This window comes from Streptomyces lunalinharesii (assembly GCF_039532155.1).
Lineage (GTDB): Bacteria > Actinomycetota > Actinomycetes > Streptomycetales > Streptomycetaceae > Streptomyces > Streptomyces lunalinharesii.
In genome coordinates this window covers 234,646-247,342 of the sequence record NZ_BAAARK010000010.1, presented here as the reverse complement: position 1 = coordinate 247,342, position 12,697 = coordinate 234,646, and the positions used below count along the sequence as shown (strand labels likewise).

Annotated in this window: 11 protein-coding genes; 3 read left to right on the top strand and 8 right to left on the bottom strand. The window is 74.1% G+C overall.

Going from position 1 to position 12,697, the window contains the following annotated elements:
• Positions 1 to 156 precede the first annotated feature (156 nt).
• A complete protein-coding gene (locus ABD385_RS18345) occupies positions 157 to 1,290 on the top strand; it encodes a hypothetical protein (protein WP_344577055.1) in 1,134 nt (377 codons plus the stop codon).
• A gap of 204 nt (positions 1,291 to 1,494) precedes the next feature.
• Positions 1,495 to 2,163, top strand: a complete 669-nt coding sequence (gene msrA, locus ABD385_RS18340) for a peptide-methionine (S)-S-oxide reductase MsrA (RefSeq protein WP_344577053.1) — start codon at positions 1,495 to 1,497, stop codon at positions 2,161 to 2,163.
• 89 nt (positions 2,164 to 2,252) lie between these two features.
• On the opposite strand, the gene ABD385_RS18335 is transcribed toward msrA, so the two are convergent.
• The 4 genes from ABD385_RS18335 to ABD385_RS18320 form a co-directional block, all read right to left on the bottom strand.
• A complete protein-coding gene (locus tag ABD385_RS18335) occupies positions 2,253 to 3,026 on the bottom strand; it encodes an SDR family oxidoreductase (RefSeq protein WP_344577051.1) in 774 nt (257 codons plus the stop codon).
• Positions 3,027 to 3,168: 142 nt separating this feature from the next.
• Entirely contained in the window at positions 3,169 to 4,581 is a 1,413-nt protein-coding gene (locus ABD385_RS18330; protein ID WP_344577049.1) for a DUF2786 domain-containing protein, read from the bottom strand.
• 258 nt (positions 4,582 to 4,839) lie between these two features.
• Positions 4,840 to 6,141 (bottom strand): L,D-transpeptidase, encoded by a 1,302-nt coding sequence (locus ABD385_RS18325; protein WP_344577047.1) that lies wholly within the window; start codon positions 6,139 to 6,141, stop codon positions 4,840 to 4,842.
• Positions 6,142 to 6,599: 458 nt separating this feature from the next.
• On the bottom strand, positions 6,600 to 6,938 hold the full coding sequence (locus tag ABD385_RS18320; protein ID WP_344577045.1) for a hypothetical protein: 339 nt from the start codon (positions 6,936 to 6,938) through the stop codon (positions 6,600 to 6,602).
• Between the two features lie 108 nt (positions 6,939 to 7,046).
• On the opposite strand from ABD385_RS18320, the gene ABD385_RS18315 reads away from it, so the two are divergent.
• Positions 7,047 to 7,466, top strand: a complete 420-nt coding sequence (locus ABD385_RS18315) for a hypothetical protein (protein WP_344577044.1) — start codon at positions 7,047 to 7,049, stop codon at positions 7,464 to 7,466.
• Between the two features lie 93 nt (positions 7,467 to 7,559).
• Here ABD385_RS18315 and hutH read toward each other — a convergent pair whose 3' ends face one another.
• From hutH to ABD385_RS18295, 4 genes are all read right to left on the bottom strand, one after another.
• A complete protein-coding gene (gene hutH / locus ABD385_RS18310; protein WP_344577042.1) occupies positions 7,560 to 9,104 on the bottom strand; it encodes a histidine ammonia-lyase in 1,545 nt (514 codons plus the stop codon).
• A 131-nt stretch (positions 9,105 to 9,235) separates the two neighbouring features.
• Entirely contained in the window at positions 9,236 to 10,351 is a 1,116-nt protein-coding gene (locus ABD385_RS18305; RefSeq protein WP_425585429.1) for a GGDEF domain-containing protein, read from the bottom strand.
• A 167-nt stretch (positions 10,352 to 10,518) separates the two neighbouring features.
• Positions 10,519 to 11,313 (bottom strand): enoyl-CoA hydratase/isomerase family protein, encoded by a 795-nt coding sequence (locus ABD385_RS18300; protein WP_344577039.1) that lies wholly within the window; start codon positions 11,311 to 11,313, stop codon positions 10,519 to 10,521.
• 102 nt (positions 11,314 to 11,415) lie between these two features.
• Positions 11,416 to 12,681, bottom strand: coding sequence for an adenylate/guanylate cyclase domain-containing protein (locus tag ABD385_RS18295; protein ID WP_344577038.1), 1,266 nt, complete (start codon positions 12,679 to 12,681; stop codon positions 11,416 to 11,418).
• Between the last annotated feature and the right edge of the window lie 16 nt (positions 12,682 to 12,697).

Here is a 12,697-nt window from a genome sequence, read left to right as displayed (position 1 = left end):
GATAGTGGATACATACGAAAGCTCGGGAGATCGCGCGGCGACCGGCGCCGGGGCCGCACAGCGGGTCCGTACGCACGCCGGCGCGCTCCCCCACCACACCGACCGCCACCTTGAGCCCCAGCCCTAGCCCCAGCCCCTCCGACCTGGACACACCACATGGACGTTCTGCTGCTCCTCTTCGCCGCGATCGCGCTCGGCGGTCTGGTCTTCCTGCCCTGGATGCGGCGCCGGAAGGCCGTACAGCACGCCGAGCGGGGCCTGACGGTGGCCGCCGACCCGATGGCCGGCTACGGCTTCGTCCCCCTGGAAGAGCTCGACGTACGGCTGCCCGGCCCCGACGAGGAGCTGGCCGACGCGCTCGCCGAGATGCGCCGCACGCACGACTGGCGGCCGGCCGCCGAACTCCTGCGGTCCACCGGCGACAACTGGGAGCTGCGCTGGCAGCGGGTGCAGACGCTGGCCGGCGCGGCCGCGTTCGAGCTGGCGCAGACGCCGCCGGACCCGGCCGCCCCCGCCGGCGCCCGGGCCGGCGGCATCTGGCTGCGCACCTGGCGCGCCGAGGCCCCCAAGGACCCCGGCGGTGCCCAGACGCACGCCCAGTTCCTGGCCGTCCAGGCGCTGCGCGACCCCGGTTCGCAGGACTTCCGGATGATCCTGGAGGAGGCCCGCACGGTCTGCCGCGAGGCGGCGCTGCTGGCACCGGGCAGCCCGATCCCGTACATCACCGAGCTGGCCGTCGCCCGCGGCCTGGGCGAGCGCGCCGCCGACTACGAAGAGCTCTGGTCCACGGTCCGCCAACGGGCGCCGCACCACATGGGCGCGCACCTGGCGGCGCTCACGTACTGGTCGCAGCAGTGGCAGGGCTCCCGTGAGCAGGCCGAGGCCTTCGCCGGGCGCGCCGCCGCCGGGGCGCCGGCGAAGAGCCTGCTGCCGGCCCTGCCGCTGTTCGCGGTCTACGCGCACCTGCCCGAGGCCAACATGGTCCGCAGCCTCTTCCAGAGCGCCGTCGTCGAACGCGCCATAGAGGGCGCCCACTTCGCCCTCCGGGAGGCCCCCGCCGACCACCCGATGGCGCCGCACGTCCGCCACCTGCTGGTCTGGTTCCTGGTCCGTGCGGAGCGCTACGCCGAAGCGATGGAGCAACTGCGCCTCGTCGACGGCCACGTGGGTGCCGTCCCCTGGTCCTACGGGCGCAGCCCGGCCGCCGAGTACGCCGCGTACCGCGCCCTGGCGATCGCCGGCTGGGAACAGCTCGGCGGCACCTCGGCGGGCTTCCGGGCCCAGGGCTAACCACCCGGCCGTCACGGGCCCCCGGCCCTCCGCTCGCGCCGGGGCAGGGCGGGGGCGCACCGGGCCAGGGGCGCGCCGGGCCAGGAATGCCCGAAGCCCGCGGAACGTTCCCACCGACGGAAGCGACACCCTCCGCGCCACCCGCCCGCCCACGTCCGTGCCCGCCCGTCCCCCGCCGGCCCTCTCCTCTGGAGCACGATCCCGATGCTGTTCTCCCGCTTCAAGAACCATCTCCCCACCGCCGAGGAAGCGCTGAAGGGACGCCCCGAGCCGGACTTCGCCGTCCCCGACCGGCACACCGTCCTGGGCAACCCGCTGCTCGGCCCGTACCCGGAGGGCCTGGAGGTCGCCGACTTCGCGCTGGGCTGCTTCTGGGGCGCCGAGCGCAAGTTCTGGCAGGTCAAGGGCGTGTGGACGACGCTCGCCGGCTACCAGGGCGGTCACACCCCGCACCCCACCTACGAGGAGGCGTGCAGCGGCCACACCGGCCACACCGAGGCCGTCCGCGTCGTCTTCGACCCGGCAGTGGTCCCGTACGCGTCCCTGCTGAAGCTGTTCTGGGAGTCCCACGACCCCACCCAGGGCTTCCGCCAGGGCAACGACGTCGGCACCCAGTACCGCTCCGCGCTCTACACCCACTCCGCCGCCCAACAACAGGCCGCCGAAGCCTCCCGCGACGCCTACCAACAGGTCCTCAACGCCTCCGGCTACGGCGCCATCACCACCGAGATCCTCCCCGCCTCCCCCACCCGCCCCTTCTACCCGGCCGAGGCGTACCACCAGCAGTACCTCGACAAGAACCCCGCCGGGTACTGCGGGATCGGCGGGACGGGGGTGTCGTGCCCGGTGGGGGTGGCCAAGGCGGACGGGTGACGTCGGTGTGTGGGTTTTGGCGGACGTGAGGCCGAGGCCCGTGGAGCGGGTCGCGTCGGGCGCGCCGGTGACGGCACCCCGGCCGGCTCTCAGGCCAAGTAGCCGCCATCGATGTCCAGGACGGCGCCGGTGATGAACGAGGCGGTCGGGCCGGCGAGGAAGGTGATGCCGGCCGCGATTTCTTCGGGGCGGCCGAAGCGGCCCATGGGATTGGCGGCGCGCTGGGCGTCCGCGAAGGCGCCTTGTGGCGGGTTCATGTCGGTGGCCACGCTGCCGGGTTGGACGACGTTGACCGTGATGCCCCGCGGTGCCAGGTCCCGGGCCGCGCCCTTGCTGTAGCCGACGATCGCGGCCTTGGTCGCCGCGTAGTCGGCGACGCCCGGGAAGCCGGCGCGGGCGGCCAGGGTCGAGCCGACGGTGATGATCCGCCCGCCCTCCCCCAGGACGGCGGCGGCGGCCCGGACGGCCGAGGCGACGCCGCCCACGTTGACCGCCAACTGCCGGTCGAACGCCGCGAGGTCGTCCGCGGCGTCGCCATCGTCCACCGCGCCGTTGACCGACACGCCCGCGTTGTTCACCAGGATGTCCAGGCGGCCGAAGTCGGCCGCCACCGAGGCCACCAGATCGGCGACTTGCCGTCGGTCGGCCTGGTCGGCGCGGTAGGCGGCGGCCCGGGCGCCGGCCTTCGTCAGCTCGGCCACGACGGCGTCGGCCCGTGCCGCGGACGCCGTGTAGCTGATCGCCACCGCGGCTCCCTCGGCGGCCAACGCCCGGGCCGCCGCCGCCCCGATCCCCCGCGAACCGCCGGTCACCAGGGCGACCTTGCCCGCCAGCGCCCCGCCCGCCGTCCCGTCCGTGGCCATCTCGACTCCGCTCCTCGGCTTGCGCCGCCCTCGTTTTGGAACGATTGATACAGAACGGTGGAATGGTAGCACAGGTTTTGGATTGGTTGGTTCATAATGGGGGGGTGGGGGTCCGGGGCTGGCCTGTTCGCTTGCGGCGGTGTCAGTCGGGGGTGTCGCCGTCGGGCCGGCCCAGGTAGGCGCGGTCGGCGGCGGCGGTGCCCTGGTGCCAGCCGGCGGCGTCGCGGATGCCGCGGAGGCGGACCGGTGCGGTGTCGGGGAAGAGGGTGCCGGTGGTTTCCTCGACGGCGAGTTCGCGGGCGGCGAGGACCGGGAGGAGCCGGTCCGGGGCGGTGGACTCGGCGGTGGCCGCGGCGGTCGCGGCGGCGGTGGCCGCACTCAGGCGGGTGCGGATGCGGTCCGCGTAGGCCACGAGGAACGTCTGGCGGAAGTCGCGGGTGCGGCGGGAGCGGCCGCGGGCGTGGTGTTCGTCGCCCGCGCGGTTCATCGCCGACGTCGCCTGGAGCAGCAGCGAGGTGTAGAGGAGTTCGGTCGCCTCCAGGTCGGGCGGGAAGCCGACGACGGTGGAGAAGGCCAGTTCGGCGGCCCAGACAGCTTGGCAGCGGTTGGCGGCCGCGACGGCGTCGAGGAGCAGCGCCTTGCCCTGTTCGTAGGGGCCTTCGATGCCGATGCGGAACGCCGCGGGGCCGTCGGCGGGCCCGCTGGCGCCCGGAGCGCGGCCATGGGCGAGGAGCGCCTCGTCGATGCTGTGACGGGCCATCAACTCCTGGGCCTTGGCGGACAGCGCCTCGGCCTCCTCCGGGAAGCCGGTCGCCTCCGCCTTGGCGAGCAGGGCCCGGATCCGGCCGAGGGCGCGGGTGGCGGACGCTCCGCCGGGCCCGCTGCCGCCGGACGACGGCCGGGGCGCGCCGGCCGGGCCGGAAGCGCCGGGCGGGGCCGGCAGCGGGGTGATCCGGGGCAGCCGGGAGAGCAGGCGCAGGGCGGTCAGCACGTCGTACGCGGTCTCGAAGCGGGAGGTGCGGCGCCGGGCCGCGACCGCGTCCAGGTAGCCGGGATCGGCGTCCCACCAGACGCGGGCGTCCAGGTCGGCCAACTGGGCGCGCCAGCGCGGGTCGCGGGCGGCGTCCGACGACCGTGGCCGGCGGGCCTCCGCGGCGGCGACGGCGTCGAGGACCAGGGCCGGCGAGGCGGCGTCGGGAGCCTCCCGCCGGACGATCCGCACCAGGTCGGCGGGGTACCAGCCGCCCGCCCAACAGCGCCGGACGGCCTCCACGGCGGCCGTGACCGCGGCCGCGCTGATCGCTTCCCAGCCGGGCGCCGCGGCGGTCAGCATCGAGGCCCCCGCCTCGACGGCGTCCTCGGCGGCCGCCCCGTCCGCCGCGTAACGGACCCGGCCGAGGACGGTGCCGAGCAGGTCGGCGGCCTGGCGGGCCCGGTCGGCGGAGCGCTGCCGCCCGGCGTCGGCATCGGCCCGGGCGCCCCGGCCCGCCCCGTCACCGCACCCAGGGCGCTGCCCGTCGCGCCTTCCGCCGCCGTTTCTCTCGCGCTCACTCACCCGGCCACTGTACGGACGGTCGGCGGGGCGGCCGCGGGGTGCACGGGGCGCGGACCGGGCGGGCCACCGAGGCGGGCCGCCTGTCCGTCCCCGTCGTGCGCAGATCCGTCCCCTTCGTATGCAGATCCGTCCCCGTCGCGCACAGATCCGTCCCCGTCGCGCGCCGCGGCGGACCGACGCACGGCGCCCGGGACCCCGCGGAGGATGCGGGTTCCCGGGCGCCGGATGTCGGTCACCGCCGTGGGGCGTGGCGTCGGGTCAGCTCGCGCTGCCGGCGACCCACTGGGACCAGGACATGTTCCAGCCGTTGAGGCCGTTGTCCGGCTTGATGGTCTGGTCCGGGGAGTTGACCACCTTGACGACGTCGCCGATCTGCGACTGGTTGAAGAACCACGCGCCGTCGGTGGACGGGTCGCCCGCGCCCTTGACGTCCGGCAGGCCGATGCAGCCGTGGCTGGTGTTGGCCTTGCCGAAGATGCCCTTGCCCCAGTAGTTGCCGTGGATGAAGGTGCCGGAGTTCGACAGCCGCATGGCGTGCGGGACGTCGGGGATGTCGTACTCGCCCTTGCCGTCGTTGTTGGTGAAGCCGACGGTCGAGCCGTCCATGCGGGTCTGCTTGAACTTCTCGGAGATGACCATCTGGCCGTTGTAGGTCGGGTGGTCGTCGCTGCCCGAGGAGATCGGGATGGTCTTGATCGTCCGGCCGTCGCGCACCACGGTCATCAGGTGGGTCTTGGTGTCGACGGTGCTGACCTGGGAGTGGCCGACGGTGAAGTGGACGGTCTTGTTCTGTATGCCCTTCACGCCCGGCGACGCCTCGACGCCGTCCAGGGCGAGCTTCAGGGTGACCTGGGAGTTCGGCTTCCAGTAGTCCTTGGGCCGGAAGTCCAGCCGCTTGTTGCCGAACCAGTGGCCGACGACCTGCTGGTTGCTGCTGGACGCGACCGAGATCGCGGACTGGACGGCCTGGCGGTTCTTGACCGGCTTGTCGAAGTTGATCGACACCGGCATGCCGACGCCGACCGTCGAGCCGTCCTCGGGAGTGAAGTTCCCGAGGAAGCTGTTGGTCGGGGAGACCGTGGTGAAGGTGGAGTTCTCCACGGCGGTGCGGCCCTGGGCGTCCACCCCGTGCGCGGTGATCTTGTAGGTGGTCGCGCGGGACAGCGCCTGCCGAGGCTTCCAGGAGGTGCCGTCGGCGGAGAGGGTGCCCGCGACGGTCTTCTGCTGGGACTGCTGGCCTTGGTGCGCGACGACCGTGGTCAGGGTGACGTCGGTGAGCTTGCCGCCGCTGGCGGTCACCTTGACGCCGTTGAGGCCGGCGTCCGTCGAGCCGTCCCTCGGCGTGATGGTGATCTTCGCCTGCGAGGCGTCCTGCGCTGCCGCCTCGTCCACCTGCTGGGTGCTCTCGTGTTGGGTGTGCCCGGAGCCGTCCTGCCGCCCCGCGTTCGCACCGCCGCCGTGACCGGTGGCGTTGCTGGCACCACACGCAGCGACCGTGAGCACTCCCCCGAGCAGCGCGGCACTGGCTATGAGGCCCTTGCGGCGCTTGCGGTCCGTCATCACACGCTTCTCCATTGCTACCGATGTCGCGAAAAATCCCCGAGCGAGCCGCCGAATGAACGCAGGCATATCTGGACGCAGGCATTCCGGCCGACTCCATTGGAACGCCTTATCCCTTTCATCCGCTTCATTCCTGGCAAAATTGTGGGGAAGGACACGCAATGGCACTAAAACGCCCATCGCCCAAATAATGGCGCAGATCACGCATATGACTGCGCAGTGCCGCCGGCCGTGCGGCGCGCGTGAGGAGGGGTGACGGACGGCGCGCGGGGCGCGACGCGCGGTGCGGTCCACCGGTCGGCGCGGCGCCGGCCCCCGCGGCCCCGCCGGCGCCGCGATCGAGCGGTGGACGCGCCCCCCGTGCGACACGTCGACCCCCGTGCGACGAGGCGTCGCACGGGGGTCGCGGTGGGTGGCCGGCGGGGGCGCGGCGGCGGGGTGGGGCGGCGGATCCGCGGTCAGCCCTCCTCGTCCGTGTCGTCCGCGAGGTCCCACTCGGCGGCGTCCCACTCGGCGTCCGGGTCGTAGTCGGTCATCTCCTCGCTGCTCCAGGACGCCTGGGCGAGTTCGGTGCCGGGGACCTCGTTGACCAGGTCGAAGGGGTCGATGAGGTGGGCCAGCGCCTCCGCTGGATCGTCTCTGACCGTCTCCAGGGACTGCCTGCGCTCGTCGTCGGGGAGCGCGGGATCGGCGTTGATCCGGCCGACGGCGGCGCCGGTCAGCTCGGCGGCGTCGGTGACCTCCATGACCAGTTCGACGTGAAGCCGTACAAAGCGTGATGTCTCGCCATTGCTCATGAACGGAGGGTAAGCACCAGCGGGTCCCGACTACCGCACGACCCGCGGCGGTCACTAACATCTGCGATCAACGGCCAATTCGCCGAACCCACAAGGGGGATTGCTTTCGTGACCGCACGACGACCGCTGCTGACCGCTGCAGCCGCGGGATCGCTGCTGTTCGCCCTGTGGTTCGTGCCGTCCGCGAATGCGATCGTGGGGGACGGCGGAGCCCCGCATTCCGACCTTCGGACGGATTCCGCACCGGCAGTTCCGGGGCGCGCGAAGGTTGCGGACGCGGCGGGCACCGAGCGTCACACCGGCGAGCGGTCCGTGAAGGAGAGCGCCGGCGAGCGGCAGTCCGGCAGTGGTTCCACCACGACCCGGCCGGGCGGCGCGCCGGCCGAGAGTGCCGGCCCGGCCCGCTACCTCGCCGACACCGGCAGCCCGAACACCGCGCCGTACGCGGTCGGCGGTGCGGCCTGCCTGGCGCTCGGCGCCGCCCTGGTCGGCTACTCCGTGCACCGCACCCGCGACGAATCCGCCTGAGCCCGGGGGCGTTCCGTCACCGGCCGGACCGGGGCGGGCGCGGACGGGCGCCGGCAGCCCCGGTGCGGGCCGCCGGCGCGGATTGACGTCGCGTCAGGCCAGTTCGCCGGTGACCGACTCCGCCGCCGTCACCAGCTCGCCGTCCCGGACGAAGGCGTACGCCGCCTCCAGGTCCGGCGCCAGGAAACGGTCCTCGCCCGGGCCCTGGACGCCCGCGGCGCGCAGGGCGTCCAGCACCGCGCGGGTCGCCGGGGCGGGCGTCAGCCCCTCGCGCAGCTCGACGGCGCGGGTCGCGGCGTAGAGCTCGACGGCGATGACCCGGGTGAGGTTGTCCACCGCGGTGCGCAGCTTGCGCGCCGCCGACCACCCCATCGAGACGTGGTCCTCCTGCATGGCGGAGGACGGGATGGAGTCCACCGACGCCGGGGCGGCCAGCCGCTTCAACTCGCTGACCAGCGCGGCCTGGGTGTACTGGGCGATCATCAGGCCCGAGTCGACGCCCGGGTCCCCGGCGAGGAAGGCGGGCAGCCCGTGCGAGCGGTTCTTGTCCAGGAGGCGGTCGGTGCGGCGCTCGGCGATCGAGGCCAGGTCGGCCGCGGCGATGGCCAGGAAGTCCAGGACGTAGGCGACCGGTGCGCCGTGGAAGTTGCCGTTGGACTCCACCCGGCCGTCGGACAGCACGACGGGGTTGTCGACGGCGGCGGCCAGCTCCCGGTCGGCGACCAGGCGGGCGTGCGCGAGGGTGTCCCGGCCGGCGCCGGCGACCTGCGGGGCGCAGCGGATGGAGTAGGCGTCCTGCACGCGCGGGGCGTCGTCCTGGTGGTGGCCGGTGAGGTCGGAACCGTCCAGGAACGCCAGCATGTTGGCGGCCGAGGCGGCCTGGCCCGGGTGCGGCCGGATGGCGTGCAGCTCGGGCGCGAGGACCTTGTCGGTGCCGAGCAGCGCCTCCATGGAGAGCGCGGCGGTGACATCCGCCGAGGTGAACAGCCGGGCCAGGTCGGCGCAGGCCATCACCAGCATGCCGAGCATGCCGTCGGTGCCGTTGAGGAGCGCCAGCCCCTCCTTCTCGCGCAGTTCGACGGGCTCGATGCCGTGCGCGGCCAGCAGCTCGCCGGACGGTCGGACGACGCCGTCCGGGCCCGCCGCCTCGCCCTCGCCCATCAGCGTCAGCGCGCAGTGCGAGAGCGGGGCCAGGTCGCCGGAGCAGCCGAGCGAGCCGTACTCGTGGACGACCGGGGTGATGCCGGCGTTCAGGAGCGCGGCCATGGTCTCGACGACCACCGGGCGGACGCCGGTGTGCCCCGAGGCGAGGGTCTTCAGCCGCAGGAACATCAGGGCGCGGACCACCTCGCGCTCGACGGCCGGCCCCATGCCGGCCGCGTGCGAGCGCACGATGTTGCGCTGGAGCTGGGCGCGCAGCTCGGGGCTGATGTGGCGTACGGCGAGGGCGCCGAAGCCGGTGGAGACGCCGTAGACCGGGTCCGGCTTGGCGGCGAGCTCGTCGATGAAGGCGCGGGAGGTGGCGACGGCGGAGCGGGCCTCCTCGGACAGCTCGATCCGGGCCGCGCCGCGGGCCACCGCGATGACGTCCTGTGCGGTGGTGCCGGACGTCCCCAGCACCACAGTGTGCATATCCATATTCAGGCACCCTAGAGACTGAATCGCCGGATGTCACCACCGGATTTCGGGATCACCCCTTACCGATCATCGCCCGACACCACCGCCGCCTCTCGCCCGGGTCGCCCGCACCCCGCGCCCCGCCTCCCCGCTCACCTGCGGAACCTCCGCCGCTCCGGCCCCGGCGACGGCTCGGGCGCGTCCGCCAGCCGCACGACCGGATCGTCCGCGCCGCCGTGCCGCCCGGCCACCACGGGACCGCCGGACCTGGCCGCCTTGGCGCGGTACTGGGCCGCGTCCGCCAGCCGGAACAGCCGCCGGGCGCTCGGCACCGCGCCGATCGGATCGCCGGTCGAGGCGACCCCCACGGCCACCCCCTCGCCGAGCTCCAACTCCGCGGCCCGGCCGCACAGCTCGCCGGCCACCTTGACCACCTCGTCGGAGTCCGGGCCGACCGCCAACAGGCAGAACTCGTCCCCGCCCAGCCGCGCCGCGAGGGTCCCCGGCACCATCGCGCCGCACAGCGACAGCACCGAGCCGAAGCGCTCCAGCAACCGGTCGCCGACCGCGTGCCCCCGCGAGTCGTTCACCTGCTTCAGCCCGTTCAGATCGCACACCACCAGGCTGACCACCACCCCGTCGGCGCGGTGCTGCTCCAACGCCTCGTCCAGCCGCATGTCCACCGCCCGGCGGTTGGCCAGACCGGTCAACGCATCGGTGAACGCCAGCCGGCGGGCCTCCGCCAGCCGCTCGGTCTGGGCGATCCCCGCGGCCGTGACCGCGGCCAGCACGGTCGCGAAATCGGCGTCCGCCCGCCCGAACACCGGCTCCCCCGGCCGCCGCGCCACGTACAACTCGCCCCAGGCCCGACCGTGCAGCACCAGCGGCGCCACCACGCAGCAGCCCCGGCCCCGCCGGCGCAGCGCGGCCATCCGCCCCGGACTGCCGGGCGGCACCAGCGAACCGTCGTCGGCGTCGCCGCCGCCCGGCTCCCCCGCGGCCACCTCCACCCAGGCGCTCGGCTCCCCGCCGCCGGCCCACTGCTCGTGCAGGAATCCGACGATCTCCGCGAACGCGTGCACCGGATACGTCTCGTCCTCCGGGAACTCCCGCTCCCCCGGGGCGAGTTCGCCGACGTTGACCAGCACCCGCAGCCGTCCCCGCTCGCGCTCCCACTTGCAGATCGCCGCGAAGGAGCCGCCCAGCGCCTGCCGTGCCCGCTGGGCCGCGGCCCGGGCGGAGTCGCGCAGTGCCGGCGCGGCGGCCATCGCCTGCGCCAGCTCCACCACGGCCCGCAGCCTCGCGTCACCCTCGCCCGTCACCGGATCCTCACATTCCGTAGCCGTGCGCACGCTCTGTATTACAGCGTAGGAATGATTGACCCGAACCGCCCCTTCCGCTGGTCAACGACCCTCGGAAGGGGCGGACCAGGCGGTCACTCCCCCGGCCAGTCGGGGTCCCGCTTCTCGTTGAAGGCCGCGACGCCCTCGGCCCGGTCCCCGGAGAACGCCACGCTCCGCCACGCACCGTCCTCCAGGTCCAGTCCGGCCCGCAGGTCCAGTCCCTGCCCGAGCCGCAGGGCGCGCTTGGCCGCGCGCAGTCCGACCGGCGAATTGCGGGCGATCGCGGCGGCCAGCGCCAGCGCCTCCGCCCGGTCCTGCCCGTCCGCCACGACCCGGTCCACCAGGCCCAGCTCGCCCGCCTCCGCCGCCGGCACCCGACGCGCGGTGAACACCAACTCGGCGGCGCGCGCCGCCCCCACCCGGCGCGGCAGCAGCTGCGTCCCGCCCCCGCCGGGGATGACGCCCACCGACACCTCCGGCAGGCCGACCACCGCGGTCCCGTCCGCGACGATCAGATCGCAGGCCAGCGCCAACTCGTAGCCACCGCCGAGCGCGAACCCGTGCACCGCGGCCACGGTCGGCACCGGCAGCTCCAACACCCCGGTGTACGCGGCCCGGGTGCGCGGGCGTTGCCGCATCAGGTCCGCGTCCGTGAAGGAGTTGCGCTCCTTGAGGTCGGCGCCCACGCAGAACGCCCGCTCATGGGTGGAGGTGAGCACCACGGCCCGCACCGACCGGTCGGCGGCGAGCGCGGCGCACGCCTCCGTCAGTGCGTCGGCCATCGCCGTCGACACGGCGTTCATCGCCTTCGGCCGGTCCAGGACCAACTCCGCCACGAAGCCGTGGCGCGCCACGCCCACCCATTCCTGTGCACCGAACCGCTGCATGCCGCCCTCCCGATCACCGGTTAACGCTCGTTGACCTGACGACGAGGATCATGTCAGCTCACGGCCGGTTCCGGCAGGGCCGCCGCCCTTAGGGCGCTTCGGTCACCCGCGCCGGGTCAGCATCCACGGCTCGACGACGCCGAGCCCGCGGACCGGCCGCTGCCACATCGGCTGCAAGGCGAAGCGGTACGGGGGCGGCGGGCTGCCGGTGCCCTCCTGGGCCGCCTTCTCCGCGGCCGCGGCGTCCGCCTCGGAGACCGGGGCGTCGCCGGTGCGCCCCAGCTCCACCGCGAACGCCTCGTCCACCAGCACGGTGTCCTTCGGCGCTATCGAGGTCAGCCGGCTCGCCAGATTGACGGTCGTGCCGAAGACGTCGCCCATCCTGGTCGTGACCGTGCCGAACGCGATGCCCACCCGCAGCTCGGGCATCGTCTCGTCGTGGCCCATGGTCTCGATGAGGCGCAGCCCGATCTCGGCGGCGACGCCCGCGTCGTCCGCCGCGAAGAGCACTTCGTCGCCCAGGGTCTTGATGAGCCGGCCCCCGTGCGCGGCGACCAGATCGGCGGCGGTGGTCTCGAACGCCTCGACCAGCTCGCCCAGTTCCTCCTCCTCCAGCCGCCGCGTCAGTCGGGTGAACCCGACCAGGTCGGCGAAGCCGACGGACAGCCGCCGGTCCACCATCTCCGCGTCGTCCTGCGCCTGGACCACCCGCCCGGTGGCCGCGGCCAGCTGCCGCCGCCACACGTAGACCAGGAACTCCTCCAGCTCCGGGAGCAGCAGCTCGACCAGCGGGTAGGTGATCTCGGTACGGGTCAGGCCGGAGTCCTGGGGCTCGGTCAGCCCCTCCAGGAAGGAGTCGATCTGCCAGTCGGCGAGGCGGGCCGTGGTCTGGCCGGTGGACCGGGCGACCTGCACCGCCATCGCCTCGCTCAGCAGCCCCGCCTCGACGAGGCCGGCGAGCCGCCGCAGGGCCAGCACGTCGGCCTCGGTGAGGGCCTTGACCTGGCCGATGTCCGCGAAGCCCATGGCCCGCCAGAAGCGGGCGGCGAGGTCCATCGAGACGCCGGCGCTGCGGGCCGCCTGGAACGGCGTGTAGCGGCGCTCGGCGCCGAGGATGAGCTGTTCGAGCTTGACGGCGATGTTGTTCTCGCCGTTGTTCCCGCCGTTCTCGCCGTCGTCGCCGTTCTCGCCGTCGTCGCCGTTCCCGCCGTCTTCGCCGTTCTCGTCGCCGTTGCCGACGGGGGCCGCTTCGGGGCCGTCCTCGCTCCGTGCGGGGTCGCCCGCGGGGTCGCCCGCCGACGCCTCACCCACCGCCTCGCCCTCGGCGTCCGCGCCGCGCGGGGTGGCCCCCGACTCGTCGGCGGTCACCGACCGCTCCCTGTCC